This is a genomic window from Streptomyces sediminimaris (assembly GCF_047049295.1).
Classification (GTDB): Bacteria; Actinomycetota; Actinomycetes; order Streptomycetales; family Streptomycetaceae; genus Streptomyces; species Streptomyces sediminimaris.
The window spans coordinates 7357923-7374155 of record NZ_JBJWOT010000001.1; the positions used below are offsets into that span (position 1 = coordinate 7357923).

Below are 16233 nucleotides of genomic sequence, written 5' to 3' on the forward strand. Positions count from 1 at the left end.
CGGCTCCGGCCCGCGCCTTTCGAAGGGATGCACGATCCATGGCAACGGCCCTGGAGAAGACGTCGAGCGACACCCTCGACAGCGGAACGTACGAGGTGCTGCGCGACCGGCTCACCGCCCGGGCCGCCGAGCTGGCGCGGGGCGCCGAACTCCTCAACGCCCGCCGCGTCGAGGAGTTCGGCGCCCCGCGCCTGGAACTCACCGGGACCGGCCGGCTGCGCACCGAGCACCCCTGCCTGCCCCGGGACGTCGTCGCGGTCGGCGACCGGCTGCTGTTCGGACGGCACGCCGGCCGGCCCGAGCCGCGGGCGGACGACGTCCTCGCCCTGTACGACCGCGACCTGAACCGGCTGCCCCAGGACGCCGTGCCCGGTCTGCTCGACGACCCCGCATTCCAGCGGGAGTTCGCGGACCTGCACCGCTACTACCGGCAGGCGCGCCTGCTGCACACCCGTCGCACCGGCGGCAGGCTGCTGGCCGTCTTCCAGACCGGTGACACCACCGACGACGTCCGGGTGCTGCGCTGGACGGTGACCGAGGACGGGCGGGCGGCCTTCCTCGACGCGCGCGGCGAACGCGACCACGTGCTCCCGCCCGCCCACGACTTCACCTGGACCGAGGCCACCCGCGAGGACCACGTCCTGGGTGAGGGCCACCCGCGCGTCTCCGTGGGCGGCGAGGCCTTCGTCTCGACCGTGGGCGGCAGGCTCACCGTCACCACGCGGCAGGGCGAGGAACTGTACGACGAGCCCGTCGACGAGCCGCTGCAGTCGCTCGCCGACGCGGACGTCGCGCACGCCCGGGTGGGCGACCTGCTCCTGCTGCGGATCCGCCCCTACAAGGAGGACACCCGCCGCCATCTGGTCCTCAGCACCCTCACCCGGACCGTGGTCCGCCTCGACGGCATCGGGCAGGCGTGCCGCCGCCTGCCCGAGGACCAGGGGATCGTCTTCGCCGGCGGCTACTGCCTGGCCACGGGCGACCACAAGACCTACGAACTCGACTGCTCGGGGCTCGAGTTCGAACGCGAGGTGCGCTCGCCGTACGGCGAGGACGTGCTGTACGCCTTCCACGCCCGCGCCGAGGGACGCAGCCTGCTGCTGTCGTACAACACGATCCGCAAGGAGGCCGCCGCACCGCTGCCCTGCCGGGGATGGGCCCTGTTCGACGACGGCACGCTGATGGTCCTGCGGGCCGGGGACGGGGAACCGGCCCGGGTCCACCCGCTTCAGCTCTGGTCCTCCCCCTACGTCCGCGACACCCATGCCACCCTGGCGGGCAGCGGCCCCCTGGGCCGTGTGGGCAACGCCGACCTGGTGCGGGGCATCGCGGACTGCCTGGCCATCAGCCGCGCGGTCGCCGGGACCACGCCGACGGTCGAGGTCTACGAGGCACTGGTCGCCGCCTGCGTCCGGGCGGCCGACAGCCACCACTGGCTGGGCGAGGGGGAACTCGGCGACCTGCGTACCCCGCTGGACGCCGTGCTGGACACCGCGCGTCAGGTGCTGAGCGAGTTCCGGACCGTGCGGACGCTGGCCCGGCAGGCCGAGGACGCCCTCGACGAGGCCGCCGGCAGGCTCGCGGCGGTGGTGCGCCGGCTGCGGGGCGAGACCCCGCGCGAGGCCGCCGCCTGGGTGCGCGGGCTGAGCGAACTGCGGCAGGCACAGGGGCATGTGCTGACCCTGAAGGAGATGCGCGGTGCCGACACCGCCCGGATCGACGAACTCGCCGCCCGGGCCGAGGCGGACCTGGCCTCGTTCGGGCAGCGGGCCGTCACGTTCCTCGCCCGCGAGGACGCCTTCGCCCCGCAGCACACCGACGTCGAGCGGCTGGCCGCGGACGCCGGGTCGATCGGCAGCGTGGCCGAGGCGGAGCCCGTCGCCGCCCGGCTGGACGACCTCGCCGGCACGCTGCGTACGGTCACCGAGGTCGTCACCGGCCTCGAGACCGGCGACGCCACCGTGCGCACGTCCGTCCTGGAGCACATCGCCGAGGTGCTGGGCGGCGTGAACCGGGCCCGCGCACTTCTGGACGCGCGCCGCCGCACGCTGCGCGACAGCGAGGGACGAGCCGAGTTCGCCGCCGAGTTCGCCCTGCTCGGCCAGGCCGTCACCGGCGCGCTCGCGACCGCGGCGGACCACGACGCCTGCGACGAGCAACTCGCCCTGCTACTGGTCCGGTTGGAGAACCTGGAGGCGCGGTTCGCGGAGTTCGACGACTTCCTCGGCGAGCTCGCCGGCAAGCGCGCCGAGGTCTACGAGGCCTTCTCCGCGCGCAAGCAGGCCCTGCTGGACGCCCGCGCCCGCCGCGCCGGGCAACTCGCGGCCTCCGCCGACCGTGTCCTGGAGACGATCGCCCGGCGCGCGGCCACGCTCGCCGACGCCGACGCCGTCGCCACGTACTTCGCCTCCGACCCCATGACCGCCAAGGTCCGCCGCACCGCCGGTGAACTGCGCGAGCTCGGCGACCCGGTACGGGCGCAGGAGCTGGACGGCCGTCTGAGGTCCGCACAGCAGGAAGCCACCCGCGCCCTGCGCGACCGCACCGACCTGTACGCCGACGACGGCCGTACCCTCCGCCTGGGCGCCCACCGCTTCGCCGTCACCACCCAGCTCCCCGACCTCACCCTGGTGCCGCACGGCGACGGCCTCGCCTTCGCCCTGACCGGCACCGACTACCGCTCCCCGGTCACCGACCCCGGCCTCACCGGCACCGGCTCCCACGCGGACCGGCACCTGCCCTCGGAGTCACCCGAGGTCTACCGCGCCGAACACCTCGCCGCCCGCCTGCTCGCCGCACACGGCCCCGCCGGCCTGGCGGAGGCCGACCTGACCGCCGTGGTGCGCGAGGCGGCACGGGAGGCGTACGACGAGGGCTACGAGCGCGGCGTCCACGACCACGACGCCACGCTGATCCTCACCGCCCTCCTGCCCCTGTACGAGCGGGCCGGATGCCTGCGCCACGAGCCCGGCGCCCGTGCCGCAGCGCAGCTGTTCTGGGCCCACGGCACCACGGCCGAGGAGCGCGCGGCCTGGACCCGGCGGGCGGTGTCCCTCGCCCGGGCCCGCGACACCTTCGGCCCGGCGGGCGCGATCGCCGACCTGGAGGGCGAGCTGGCCGAGGCGGTCGGGGCCTGGTCGGGGCAGCCCGGCCGGGCGGCGGCGTCGTACCTCTTCGAGGAACTGACGACCGGTCCCGAGGGCTTCGTGCTCGGCGCCACCACCCGCACCCTGCTCGACACGTTCCGCCGCACGGCGGGAGGTCCGGCCTACCGCGAGGACCTGGCCGCGCTCGGCGACCTCGGCGCCCGCCGCCAGCTGGCCCAGGCGTGGCTGTCGGCGTACGCCCGCGCCACCGGCACCGAGCTCGCCCCGGGAGACCTGGCCGAGGCGGTGGCCGCCGAGCTGTGCCCGGACCTGACCCGCCACGTGTCCGCCGTCGTGCCGGTGACCACGGTCGAGGGCCTGCTCGGCACGCATCCGCGGATCACCGCCCGCCGACTCACCCTGCGGCTCGACGAGTTCCTCGCCCGGACCGGGCGCTTCGCCGAACAGGACGTTCCCGCGTTCCGCGCCCACCAGCGCCGGCGCACCGCCCTGGTGGCCGCCGAACGCGCCCGCCTGCGCCTGGACGACCACCGCCCGCGCGCCATGCCCGGGTTCGTGCGGGGCCGCCTCATCGACGAGGTCTACCTGCCGCTCGTCGGGGACAGCCTGGCCCGGCAGCTCGGCACCGCCGGCGAGAGCGGGCGCACCGGCACCGGCGGGCTGCTGCTGCTCGTCTCCCCGCCCGGCTACGGCAAGACGACGCTGATGGAGTACGTCGCCGACCGCCTCGGCCTGCTGCTGGTGAGGATCAGCGGCCCGGCGCTCGGACACGCCGTCACCTCACTCGACCCCGCCGCGGCCCCGAACGCCACCGCCCGCCAGGAGATCGAGAAGATCAACTTCGCCCTGGCGGCGGGCAACAACACCCTCCTGTACCTCGACGACATCCAGCACACCTCGCCCGAGCTGCTGCAGAAGTTCATCCCGCTGTGCGACGCCACCCGGCGCGTGGACGGCGTGTGGGACGGCGAACCGCGCACCTACGACCTGCGCGGCAAACGCTTCGCCGTCTGCATGGCCGGCAACCCCTACACCGAGTCCGGCGCCCGCTTCCACGTGCCCGACATGCTCGCCAGCCGCGCCGACGTCTGGAACCTCGGCGACGTCCTCACCGGCAAGGAGGACGCCTTCGCCCACAGCTTCCTGGAGAACGCGCTCACCTCGAACCCGGTCCTCGCCCCGCTCGCCGGGCGCGACCGCGCCGACCTCGACCTGTTCGTCCGGCTCGCCGCACACGACTCCACGGCCCGGCCGGACCGTCTCGTCCACCCCTGCGCGCCCGCCGAGGTGGAACAGATCGTCGCCGTCCTGCGCCATCTGCTCGCCGCGCGGGAGACGGTCCTCGCGGTCAACGCCGCCTACATCGCCTCCGCCGCGCAGTCCGAGGCCACGCGCACCGAACCGCCGTTCCGCCTCCAGGGCTCGTACCGCACCATGAACAGGATCGCCCAGCGGCTGCGGCCGGTCATGAACGACGCCGAACTCGCCGCCGTCCTCGACGACCACTTCACCGCGGAGGCGCGGACCCTGACCGGCGGGGCCGAGGCCAACCTGCTGAAACTGGCCGAACTGCGCGGCACGCTGACGCCCGCGCAGGCCCGGCGCTGGGCGGAGCTCAAAGCCGCCTACGTCCGCACCCGGACGCTCGGCGGCCCGCAGGAGGACCCCCTGGTCCGCGCCGTCGCGGCCCTCGGCCTCGTCGCCGACCGGGTGGCCGCCGTCGAGACGGCGATCAGCCGCGCCGTCGATGCACCGGCCGTCCCCGTCGAGCCGGGCGCCCGGCACGCGGCCGGGCGGAAGGAGCAGCCGTGACGTCCTTCCTGATCCCCCTGGCCGCCGCCCTGCTGATCGTCGCGGCCGGCACACTGGTGCTCGTCCGGCGGGACCGGCGCCGCATGGACGCGGGCGCGGACACCCTGCGGACCGGGGCGGCCGCCCCCCGCGGTCTCCGCGCCGCCCGGCGCCGGGCCCGCGCCCACCGGAACCGGTTCCCGCGCGGGCATGGGTGAGGCACGGTCCGTACGTTGCCGGGACCCGGCAACGTACGCGCCGGACAGGTGCGTATGGGCAACCTGTCAAAGATGTATCAAGAACAGGTAAGGTTCCATCCGGTGTGCCGGGAAGCCTGGTCGGCGAGTCGAGGACAGATCTCTCTTCCGATCGGGGCTTGCGGCCATGGTGCTTGTGGTGGTGTTCGGTGTCGCGCTGCTGGTGGCGGTGCTGCTGTCGGGCCTCGCGGCGCGAACAGTGCTGTCCACGTCGTTCCTCTTCCTGGCCGGCGGCGCGCTCGTCAGCGACGGATTCCTCGGGCTGATCCACATCACGCCGGACAGCGGGATCGTGTCCGTGACGGCCGACCTGGCCCTCTTCGCGGTGCTGTTCACCGACGGCATGCACGTGTCGCTGCCGACCCTGCGCGCGCACTGGAAGAACCCGGCCCGGGCCCTCGGCCTGGGCATGCCGCTCGCGTTCGTCTTCATGGCCCTGATCACGCACTACCTGGTGGGCCTGGACTGGACGACGTCGTTCCTGGTGGGCGCGGTGCTGGCGCCGACCGACCCGGTGTTCGCCTCGGCGATCGTCGGGCGCGCCGAGGTCCCCGCCAAACTGCGCCAGCTGCTGAACGTCGAAAGCGGCGTCAACGACGGCCTCGCCCTGCCGGTCGTGATGCTCCTGATCGCCGCCGCGGGTCCCACGGCCCCGGGCCTGGAGGCGTCGCCCGGGAAGATCGCGCTGGAGCTGCTGCTCGGGCTGCTGCTCGGCGTCGTGCTCCCCCTGCTCGTCAACGGGCTGGTGCGGCTGCCGCTGCTGGGCGCGGAGCCCAAGCTGCAGCCGCTGCTGCCGCTGGCCACCGGGATCATCCTCTACGCCACCTGTCACCTCACGCACGCCAACCCGTACCTGGCGGCCTTCTCGGCGGGCGCGGTCCTCGGGCACGTCTCGCCCGAGGCCAAGGCGTCCTTCGAGCCGCTGGGCGAGGCACTGGCCGAACTGGCGAAGTTCGCGGCGCTGCTGGTCTTCGGCGCGCTGCTGACCCCGAGCCTCTTCGGCGACCTGTCGCTCGGCGGATACGCGGCCGTCGTCCTGGCGATCCTGCTGATCCGCCCGGCATCGCTGCTGCTGTCCCTGCTGGGCACCGGCATCTCCCGGCGGGAGAAGCTCGTCGCCGCCTGGTTCGGCCCGAAGGGCTTCGCGTCGGTGGTGTACGGGCTGCTGGTGCTGCAGTCCGGCATCCCGCGGGCCGAGGAGGCGTTCACGCTGATCGCCGTCTGCATCGCCTTCTCGATCGTCGCGCACAGCTCCACGGACGTGCCGATCGCCCGCGCCTTCGACGTCGAGGACCTGGCGGGCATCCCCGACGACGGACCCGACGGGCCCGGCGGCCCCGGCGGCACGGACGCCCCCCGAACCCCCCGACCCGCGGCCTCGCGGGCCCACGGCAAGACCGGAGGAACGTGAACGACTGGCACAGCTGGGCAGCGATCGCCGTCTTCGTCGGCGCGTACGCCCTGATCATCAGCGAGAAGATCCACCGCGTCGCCGTGGCCCTCGGCGGCGCGGGGCTGATGCTGGCGATCGGGGCGACCGACGACGTCTCGGCGTTCTACTCCGAGGACTCCGGGGTCGACTGGAACGTCATCTTCCTGCTCATGGGCATGATGATGATCGTCGGCGTGCTGAAGAAGACCGGCCTGTTCGAGTACCTGGCGATCTGGGCGGTCAAGCGCGCCCGGGCCAAACCCTTCCGGGTCATGGTCATGCTCGTCGTGATCACCGCGGTGGCGTCGGCGCTGCTCGACAACGTCACCACCGTCCTGCTGATCGCCCCGGTGACCCTGCTGGTCTGCGAGCGCCTCGCGCTGCCCGCCGCGCCGTTCCTCATCGCCGAGGTGATGGCGTCCAACATCGGCGGCACGGCCACCCTGGTCGGCGACCCGCCCAACATCATCATCGCCAGCCGGGCCGGCCTCACCTTCAACGACTTCCTCGTCCACCTCGCCCCGCTGGCCACCGTCCTGGTGCTCGTCCTGATCGCCCTGTGCCGGGTGATGTTCCGCAAGTCCTTCGTCTACGACGGGGACCGCGCCGCCGAGATCATGGCGCTGGAGGAGGGCGAGGCCATCAGGAACCCGCGCCTGCTCGTCCAGGGACTCGTCGTCCTGGCCCTGGTCGTGGCCGGCTTCGTCCTCCACCCGGTGCTGCACTACGAGCCCAGCATCGTCGCCCTGCTCGGCGCGGGACTCCTCGTCGCCGTCTCCCAGGTCGACACCCAGGAGGTCCTGACCGAGGTGGAGTGGCCCACCCTGGCCTTCTTCGCCGGCCTGTTCGTCATGATCGGCGGCCTCATCGACACCGGCGTCGTCGACCAGATCTCCCAGCGGCTGGCGGACGCGATCGGCGGCAACGAACTCGGCGGCTCCCTGACCCTGCTCGGCGGCTCGGCGGTGCTGTCCGGCATCGTCGACAACATCCCGTACGTCGCCACCATGGCCCCCATCACCGCCGACCTCGTGCACGACATGGGCGGGGCGAGCGATCACGTCCTGTGGTGGGCCCTCGCCCTCGGCGCCGACCTGGGCGGCAACGCCACCGCCATCGGCGCCTCCGCGAACGTCGTCGTCCTCGGCATCGCCGAGCGCAGCCGCCAGCCCATCTCCTTCTGGCAGTTCACCAAGTACGGGCTGGTCGTGACGGCGGCGACGGTGACCGTCGCGCTCGGCTACGTGTGGCTGCGGTACTTCGCGCTGGCGTGAGGCGGGGCGCCCGCTCCCGGGTGCCCGGGTGTGCCCGGGTGCACGGGATTTCAGGTGGTCGGCGTGTCCGGTGCTCCCGCCCTGCTCAACAGCTCGTGCAGCAGGTGCGAGGCGGTGATGACGCCGAGCAGACGGGTGCCGGCCTTGTCCTTGCGGGCGACCGCGACCAGCGGACTGCGCACCCGCGCCATCAGCGCGGCGACCTCGAGCGCGGTGTCGTCCGGGTCGGCGATCGGCGGCGGCGCGGCCGTATGGGACAGGCACTCGCCGACCCGGCGGCCGGCCAGCGCCTGGCACAGCCGGTCCGCGTGCCGCTCGTCCACCACCGCGGCCAGCGTGGGATCGTCGATGACGTAGGCCGGAACCAGCACCTTGATCATCTGGGAGGCGGGCAGAACAGCCTTCGGCTCGCCGCGCTCGTCCAGCACCAGCAGGGCCGGCAGCTTGTGCTCGGCCATCAGCCGCGCCGCGTCCAGAGCGTCGCTGTCGACGCTCACCGACTCGTACTCCACCGCCAGGTCACGTGCCCGCACCGTCCGGCTCCCGTCCGTCTGAATCGTCCCCGCGCCCAGCGTCGTACGTTCCCGCCCCGCGCGCCAGGTCACCGGGGGGAAACATACGCGACCGGTGCGGCCGGGGGCGCGACGGGAGGCGGCCCGCTCACCGGCGCGGCGCCGGCGCGCGCGGTGCCGGCCGGCGCCGCCGCCGGCGCCCGGTTCGGCAAGAAGCGCGTCAAGAAGGAATCAAGTGGCTGGTCAGGGGCGATACTTGTCGAGCGGGGCCACGTCGGTCCCGCCGCGGTCCGACACGGGGGAGGCGACGTCCGGTGAGCAGTGCCGACAAGGGGCCACGGAAGGTCGAGGTGCGGCTGAAGTGGGACCCGAGTCCCCTCGGGGAGCCCCCACGGCACCTCGACATCATCGCCGCGACCTACGCGGCGGACGATCCTCACGGGCGGCCGGTGTACGTCGTGCATTACGACAGCCGGTCACCGGACGGCACCATCAACATGAACCGGCACAGCCGGACCGGCCAGGGCTACGGCTTCGTCGAGGTGATGGTGCTGGAGCTCGACCGGCTGGCGCCGTCCTTCGGCCGGGTCGTGGTGGGCGTGAGCATCCACCAGGACGGCGGGCACCGGACCTTCGGCGACATCGCGAACGCGGCGGTCGTGGTCGTGGAGAAGTACACGGAGCTGCTCGCGGACGACTTCGCGCGGGTCGCCGGCTCCACCGCCACGACCGTGGTGGAGTTCACCCGGAACGCCTCCGGTGAGTGGGACCTGCGCGAGGTGATCAGGGGCTTCGACAGCGACACCGCCGTCTTCGCCATGGAGATGGGCACGGTGCGAGCGGACCACACCCCGCCGACCCGTCAGGGAGGGACGCTCTAGCCGGTGGCCCGCCCGGTCGGCGGTGCCGGGCGGCCGAAAACCGCTCGACGCGGGCGCGGGAGTGCTTCTACGCTCTCCCGCGCGGCATCGCGTGCCGGTCACCGGCCGGGTGAGGCATGGAGGCGCCGCGGAGATGCCCGTGGAGGCATTGACCCGTGTCAGTAGAGTTCAACCACACCATCGTGCTCACCCCCGACCGGGAGAAGTCCGCTCGTTTCCTCGCCGGGGTCCTCGGCCTGGAGGTCGGGGAACCGGCCGGCATGTTCCTGCCCGTGACCACCGCCAACGGCGTCACCCTGGACTTCGCCACCGTCGACATCGACATTCCCGTCCAGCACTACGCGTTCCTCGTCTCCGAGGAGGAGTTCACGCAGGTCCTCGCCCGGCTCGTGGCCGACGGGGTACCGATCCAGGCCGACCCGCACGGCCGGCACCCGCGCCGGATCAACCGCAACGACGGCGGGCGCGGCGTGTACTTCCTCGACCCCGCCGGCCACGGCATGGAGGTCATCACCCGCCCGTACGGCAGCGATCCGCGCTCACCGCTGAACGGCGTCACGGAAGAGGTGCCGGGCGCCGTCGGCGGCTGACCTCCTGCCGGCAGGAGCCCGGCGGCTCCACCCGGCTGATCACCACCGGGCGCGCGGGTCGGACTCCGCTCACGGCCGGAAGCCGCTCTTGTCCCGGGCGGAGGTGCTACGACCGCTGAACCGGTGCTACAACGGCGCGGGCGAGGAGGCGCCGGTGATCAGCAGGCGGGGCGCGCCCGTGCCGTCCGCGGGCACGCTCCACAAGTCGCTGGTGCCGACCTTGCCCTGGGACGGCAGCGCGTAGGCGACGGTGCGGTTGTCCAGCCAGGTGGCCTGGTCGTCGACGCTGTGGCGTTCCGCCAGCGGTGTCTGCTTCGACGTCCTGAGATCGAGGACGTATTCGTGCCAGAGATCGGTACGGGAGAGGATCCGCTTCTTGAAGGCGACGCGGGTCTCGTCGGGGGAGAGGGACGGGCACTCCACGTTCTCCGCCAGCGTCGTGACCGTACGGCGGGAGAGCGAACCCCGCACCAGGTAGGTCTTGCCGGCGGTGTTGAGGGTGGCGTAGAAGGTGTCGTCGTCGTGGGCGAAGGTGACACCCCAGAAGTTGATGTCCGAGGCGTGGTAGGGCTTGCCGTCCCGGATGACCGAGAAGGTCTCCAGGCTCGGGATCAGCCGCATGGTGCGGGTGTCCAGGATCGACGTGCGGGTGGAGAAGAAGGCCGAGGAGTAGGACTCGCCGGAGACGAAGACGGTCCAGGCGGCCAGGCGGCCGCTGGGCGAGATCCGGGCCCGGCTGGGCGTGCCCGCGAGCGCGAAGGTGCGCCGCGTGCGGAGGTCGGCGTCCAGCAGCAGGGCGCGGTTGCTCTGCTTGAGGACGCCGGTCGTGGACTGGAGGCAGATGCCCGTGCCGCCCGCCGCGTAGAACCGCGCGCACTTCAGGTGCGTGGCGGTCCGCGTGGCCCCGGGGTCGGTGGACGGGACGGCGGCGACCGCGGTGCGGTGCGGACCGGCGGCCCCGTTGACGAAGGCGATGCGGTGCTTCTGGCGGAGCGTCAGGGTGCCCTCGCCCACCGCGGGACCGCCCGCCTGGGGCCGGTTCGCGCGGTCGGCGCGGGCGGCGGCGTGCAGGACGACGCCGGTGCCGACGCCGGCGAGCACCAGGACCGCCGCGACGAGTACGAGCAGGCGGCGGCGCATGGAGGTCATCCGGATCCTTGTGGTTCTGGTCGCTGAGGTGGTCATCGGGGTCCGTCGGCCGGCCGCAGGACGACGCCCGCGACGGCCGCGCAGCACAGCAGGCCGGCCGCCGAGCCGGCCAGTGCCGGGCCGTCTCCCCACATCGTCCAGGCGGCGCCGAAGGCCAGCGAGCAGCAGAACCGGGCCAGTGCCTGGCCGGTGCCGACGATGGCCAGGCCGCTGGCGCGCAGATGGGCGGGGACGATGCCGGCGAGGGCGGCGGGAAGCACGCCGTCGGTGGCCGCGTAGAACGTGCCGTGCAGGGCGAGGACGAGACAGGGCAGGGCCGGCGCGGCCGGGGCCCACAGCAGGAGGGCGTAGGCGCTGAGCAGTACCGCGTGCCCGGCGAGGAACACGGTACGGCGGCCGATCCGGTCGGCCAGGGCGCCGAAGGGCACGGCCAGGAGCAGGAAGACCGCGGCGGTGCCCAGCGGCAGCAGCGGGAACCACTCCTCGGCGATGCCCGCCCGCCGTTGCAGGAGCAGGTAGACGAAGGCGTCGCTCACGGTCGTCAGGCCGAGCAGGGCGGCGCACCCCGCGAGCGCCCTCATCCGGGGCACCCGCAGGAGCGCCAGCGCTTCACGGAGGCGAACGGGCTGCCGGCCGCCCGGCGCGGCTTCCGTATCGGCCGTGGCGTCCGCGTCGGCCACGGCTCCTCCCTCCGCCGTGGCCCCCTCCTCTCCCGCACCTCCTCCGTCCGCAACCGCGGCCTGCCGCAGAACCGCGGCGTGTTCCGCGATCGCGACGGCCTCCGGCGCGGCGGCCCCGTCCGGACCGCCGGCACCCTCCGAATCGGCCGCTCGCTCCGCCGGGGCCGCTTCGTCGCTCGCCGGGCGCAGCCGCCCGCCCGGTGGCTGCCGGCGGTCCGGTCCCCGCCGCCGGCCCGGCACGAACAGCACCAGCACCAGCACCCCGAGCGCGGCGACACACGCGCTCACCCCGAACACCGCGTCGTAGCCGTCGACCGCCGCACGCAGGATGAGGAAGGCCGCGAGCGGGCCGAGCATCGCGCCGGTGGTGTCCATCGCGCGGTGCACGCCGAAGGCGCGGCCCTGCTTCCCGGGTGGCGTGGACAGGGAGATCATCGCGTCGCGCGGGGCGGTGCGCAGGCCCTTGCCGGTCCGCTCCAGGGCGAGGACCGTGCCGAGCGTGCCGACGCTGCCGGCGAGCAGGAGCAGGGGCTTGCACAGCGCGGACAGGCCGTAGCCGAGACCGGCCATGAGTTTGTGGTTGCGAACCCGGTCGGCGAGGTGGCCGCCGGTCAGCTGGACCAGCGCGCTGACGCCGTTGTAGACGCCGTCGAGGGTGCCGAACCCCAGGGGGCTGAAGCCGAGCGTGGTGACGAGGTAGAGCGGCAGTACGGCGGTGACCATCTCCGAGGAGATGTCGGTGATGAGGCTGACCGTGCCCAGGACGAGGACGACCGGGGCGACCCCGCGCCCCGGCCCGCGTCTCGGACCCTGGTCGGTCCCCGCCCGGACGGGCGCGGATCGGTCGGTGAGGTACACGTCGGGAACTCCAGGTGTGGTGCGGTCAGTTCCGCCGGCTGCTCTCGTCCCGCAGCCAGGTGCCGAAGTCCTGGGCGCGGACGGCCTTGCGGGCCCTGCGCCGGGCGCTGACCGCTGCCGCGAGGAAGACCACGACGCCGGGCAGGAGCCTCGGCTCCTCCCGGAGCATGGCTTTCAGGTCCGCCGTGCTCGTGCGCGCCGATGCTTCGTCCGGCCCCTGATTCTGTTCCATCTGTGCGGTGGACACGGCCGCCCGGATGCGCCTTCTGATCAGATCCGGCCAGGTTCGGGGCGGCTGGACGACGACCGCGGCCGCGTCGACCACCCGGCGCTCCGCGGGCCCGAAGGCCAGGGACGCCGCCAGGTCGTCCGCCATCAGCGGCGGCAGCGCCGCGATGCGCTCGTGTCCGGTCTTGGAGACCGCGATGACGCCCCGTCCGAACAACCCCTCGCGTACGGCGGGCAGCCGCTGCCAGATCCGGTAGTAGGCGCGGACCCGCCAGGCGCACGAATCGAGCGGAATCCGCCGCTCCGGGGCGGTGGCGAGGATGCCCGAGGCCTCGTCCCGGAGCGGCTCGGCCAGCGCCCGCACCGCGGCACCCGTGATCACGACGTCGGCGTCCACGTAGACCCGCGGGAAGCCGCGCGCGTGGTCGTCGCCCGCGCGCAGCGCGGCGTGTTTGGACGGGACCGGGGTCTCCACCACCCGCACGCGTGGGCCACGGCCGGCCGCGACGTCCGCGGTCGAATCCGTGCAGCCGTTGCACACGACCAGGATGTCGGTGTCGTCTCCGGGGTCGGAATCGGCCAACAGTGCGTCAAGGAGTCTCCCGATGACGGACGCCTCATTGTGGGCCGGGATCACGATGCTGGTCACGCGGGCAGTATGCCGCCGGTGTCGTTATTGCGACATGTGTTTCGTCCAACTGTTCCCGAGACTGCGGGCCGTGGTCTAGATTGAGCTTCGCCGGACCGGTTTGGGTGGGGAACGAGTTCTTGATTGCGTGTCACGGTGCGGCATGGTGAACAATTCTGATCAGTCTGTAGCCGGCGTGCTGGGGCATGAGGCGGTTGGGGAACCGCTGACGCTCCCGTCGCTTTCCGGTGCCGCTCGGTCCAGGGCACTTCGGTCAGGGGTAGCCGCGCACATGGTGGGGGGGGCATGGCCATTGAGGTCACGCATGAGCGAGTGCAAGTGGAACACAGGCGTCCACGAGCTCGCCGAAGACGCTGGGAGCACAAGTACCGGATTGCACTGCTGGTCGCGGACGGCTGCGCGGCAGCTGCCGCGGCCTTCCTGATCCACGCGGTCTACGGCCGGTGGGCGGTGGCCCTGGTGCTGCCGCCGGCCTGGATCGTCGCCCTGCTCGCCCACCGCTGCTACGAACGCAGCGCCCTGGGGCTGGGGGGCGAGGAGTACCGCAGAGTGCTGCGCGGGGCCGTCGCACTGCCGGCGCTGGCGGCGGTCGCGTACGGGCTGTTCGCCCGCGATTCGGACCTCCTTCATGACATGATCATGGCGGCGGTACCGCTGGCCGCCGCGGCGGTGCTGGTTCGCTGCGCGCTCCGCCGCCGGCTGCACAGCCGCTGGGGGCGGGACCGGGACCGCAGCGTGACGCTCCTGATCGGGCCCTCGCGCGGCATCGTGGAACTGGTCTCCGTGCTGCGGCGCGCCGGCGCACAGGAACTCCAGGTCGCCGGCGTCTGCCTGAGCGACCCGGAGAACGCCGCGGAGATACGGAAGTTGGGCCTGCCCTTCCTCGGCGGCATCGGCGGCATGAACGACGTCATCCACGCCCTGGGCATCAACACCCTGGTGGCGCTGCCGGTTCCCGGAGCCGACCCCACGGTGCTGCGCCGGATGTCCTGGAGCGCGGCCGCCCAGGGCGTCGACTTCCTGCTCGCCCCGGTGCTGACCGACGTGTCCGCCCCGCGGCTGGCGGTACGGCCCACCAACGGGGTGCCGCTCGTGCGCATCAAGGCGCCCGACCTGTCCCGGCTCTCCCGGCTGCCCAAGGAGGTGCTGGACCGCTCCCTCGCCGCGGGCCTGCTGCTGCTCCTCTCGCTGCCCATGCTCCTGATCGCCCTGATCGTGCGGCTGGACAGCTCCGGCCCGGCCCTGTTCCGGCAGGAGCGCGTGGGACGCTTCGGCGACCACTTCACCATGCTGAAGTTCCGCACCATGCGGGTGGACTCCGAGGCCCTGCGGGCGGAACTGGAGCACCTCAACGAGAACAGCGACGGCCTGCTGTTCAAGGTGAAGAAGGACCCGCGCGTCACCCGTGTCGGCTCGTTCCTGCGGCGCAGCTCGCTGGACGAACTGCCGCAGCTCATCAACGTCGTCAAGGGGCACATGTCGCTCGTCGGCCCGCGCCCTTCGCTGCCCGAGGAGGTCGAGGAGTACACCCCGGACATCAAGCGCCGGCTGCTCGTCAAGCCCGGCCTCACCGGGCTGTGGCAGGTCAGCGGACGCTCCGACCTGCCCTGGGACGAGGCGGTCCGGCTCGATCTCGGATACGTGGACAACTGGTCGATGGGCCTGGACCTGTCGATCCTGGCGCGCACCGGGTCCGCGGTGGTGCGGGGAACGGGGGCCTACTGATGGACCGAGGAAAGAGGAAGCACGTGACGCAGACCACGCAGCCGTTGGGGGTCGCGGTCGTCGGGGCCGGCTACTGGGGCCCCAATCTGGTGCGCAACTTCCAGGCCAGCGACCGCTTCCGGCTGCGGTGGCTGTGCGACCTCGACGTCCGGCGGGCCGAGCGGGTGCTCGGCGCCTACTCGACGGTCGAGGCCACCTCGGACTACACGTCCGTACTCGCCGACCCCGAGGTGGCCGCCGTCGCCGTGGCCACCCCGGCCGGCACCCACCTCGACATCGCGCTGGCCGCCCTGCGCGCCGGCAAGCACGTCCTGGTGGAGAAGCCGCTCGCGGCGACCTATGCCGACGGGCAGCGCCTGGTGACCGAGGCGGAGGAGCGCGGCCTCACCCTGATGTGCGACCACACCTACTGCTACACGCCCGCCGTGGGCCGCATCAGGGAGCTGGTCCGCGACGGCGAACTCGGCGAGATCCACTTCGTCGACTCGGTCCGCATCAACCTCGGGCTGGTCCAGAAGGACATCGACGTGATGTGGGACCTGGCCCCGCACGACCTGTCCATCCTGGACTTCATCCTCCCCGACAGCGTCGAGCCGGTCGCCGTCGCCGCCCACGGGGCCGACCCGATCGGCGCCGGCCAGGCCTGCGTGGCCTATCTGACGCTTCAGCTCAACACCGGGGCCATCGCCCACGTGCACGTCAACTGGCTGTCGCCGACCAAGGTGCGCACCACCATGGTGGGCGGCTCCAAGCGCACCCTCGTCTGGGACGACCTCAACCCCGCCCAGCGAGTGGCGATCTTCGACCGGGGCGTGGACCTGGCCTCGCCGCAGGAGATCGGCGCCGACGAGCGCCGGGACATGCTCATCTCCTACCGCTCCGGCGACATGGTCGCGCCCGCGATCGGCGAGAAGGAGGCGCTGCGCAGCATGGTCGACGAGTTCGGCGACGCGATCCGGCAGGGCCGGGCCCCGCTGACCGACGGCCGGGCGGGCCTGCGGGTGCTGGACATCCTCGAAGCGGCCTCCCGCAGCCTCGAGTTCAAGGGCGCGGTCGTCGGCCTGCGCGCCGGACGTTGAGCGGAACCACATCGGCGAGCC

Annotated in this window: 12 protein-coding genes; 8 read left to right on the plus strand and 4 right to left on the minus strand. The window is 73.1% G+C overall.

Annotated features, from left to right (window positions below):
- Positions 1–38 precede the first annotated feature (38 nt).
- From ACJ9NR_RS33740 to ACJ9NR_RS33755, 4 genes are all read left to right on the plus strand, one after another.
- Entirely contained in the window at positions 39–4919 is a 4881-nt protein-coding gene (locus ACJ9NR_RS33740) for a DNA repair ATPase (RefSeq protein WP_412490884.1), read from the plus strand.
- Positions 4916–5116, plus strand: a complete 201-nt coding sequence (locus ACJ9NR_RS33745; RefSeq protein ID WP_412490883.1) for a hypothetical protein — start codon at positions 4916–4918, stop codon at positions 5114–5116. The genes ACJ9NR_RS33740 and ACJ9NR_RS33745 overlap by 4 nt, the downstream gene beginning before the upstream one ends.
- A gap of 166 nt (positions 5117–5282) precedes the next feature.
- A complete protein-coding gene (locus tag ACJ9NR_RS33750; RefSeq protein ID WP_412490882.1) occupies positions 5283–6566 on the plus strand; it encodes a cation:proton antiporter in 1284 nt (427 codons plus the stop codon).
- Complete coding sequence (locus ACJ9NR_RS33755) at positions 6563–7861, plus strand: ArsB/NhaD family transporter (protein WP_412490881.1); 1299 nt, start codon at positions 6563–6565, stop codon at positions 7859–7861. The genes ACJ9NR_RS33750 and ACJ9NR_RS33755 overlap by 4 nt, the downstream gene beginning before the upstream one ends.
- 50 nt (positions 7862–7911) lie before the next feature.
- Here the strand turns inward: ACJ9NR_RS33755 and ACJ9NR_RS33760 are convergent, their stop codons facing one another.
- A complete protein-coding gene (locus ACJ9NR_RS33760; RefSeq protein WP_412490880.1) occupies positions 7912–8394 on the minus strand; it encodes a CBS domain-containing protein in 483 nt (160 codons plus the stop codon).
- A 218-nt stretch (positions 8395–8612) separates the two neighbouring features.
- Here ACJ9NR_RS33760 and ACJ9NR_RS33765 point away from each other — a divergent pair, with 218 nt between their 5' ends.
- Positions 8613–9254, plus strand: coding sequence for a TerD family protein (locus tag ACJ9NR_RS33765; protein ID WP_412491837.1), 642 nt, complete (start codon positions 8613–8615; stop codon positions 9252–9254).
- A 155-nt stretch (positions 9255–9409) separates the two neighbouring features.
- The gene (locus ACJ9NR_RS33770; RefSeq protein ID WP_412490879.1) at positions 9410–9844 is read left to right on the plus strand and encodes a VOC family protein; all 435 of its coding nucleotides are present in this window, start codon (positions 9410–9412) and stop codon (positions 9842–9844) included.
- A gap of 126 nt (positions 9845–9970) precedes the next feature.
- Here the strand turns inward: ACJ9NR_RS33770 and ACJ9NR_RS33775 are convergent, their stop codons facing one another.
- From ACJ9NR_RS33775 to ACJ9NR_RS33785, 3 genes are read right to left on the minus strand one after another with little or no spacing between them, the layout of a single operon-like run.
- Positions 9971–10993 carry a TolB family protein gene (locus ACJ9NR_RS33775; protein ID WP_412490878.1) on the minus strand — a complete coding sequence of 341 codons (1023 nt, stop codon included), beginning with the start codon at positions 10991–10993 and terminating at the stop codon, positions 9971–9973.
- Between the two features lie 32 nt (positions 10994–11025).
- The gene (locus tag ACJ9NR_RS33780) at positions 11026–12531 is read right to left on the minus strand and encodes an MFS transporter (protein ID WP_412490877.1); all 1506 of its coding nucleotides are present in this window, start codon (positions 12529–12531) and stop codon (positions 11026–11028) included.
- Between the two features lie 25 nt (positions 12532–12556).
- Positions 12557–13408, minus strand: a complete 852-nt coding sequence (locus tag ACJ9NR_RS33785; protein ID WP_412490876.1) for a glycosyltransferase family 2 protein — start codon at positions 13406–13408, stop codon at positions 12557–12559.
- Positions 13409–13726: 318 nt separating this feature from the next.
- Here ACJ9NR_RS33785 and ACJ9NR_RS33790 point away from each other — a divergent pair, with 318 nt between their 5' ends.
- Complete coding sequence (locus tag ACJ9NR_RS33790) at positions 13727–15133, plus strand: sugar transferase (RefSeq protein WP_412490875.1); 1407 nt, start codon at positions 13727–13729, stop codon at positions 15131–15133.
- A gap of 23 nt (positions 15134–15156) precedes the next feature.
- Positions 15157–16212 (plus strand): Gfo/Idh/MocA family protein, encoded by a 1056-nt coding sequence (locus ACJ9NR_RS33795; RefSeq protein WP_412490874.1) that lies wholly within the window; start codon positions 15157–15159, stop codon positions 16210–16212.
- Positions 16213–16233 lie beyond the last annotated feature (21 nt).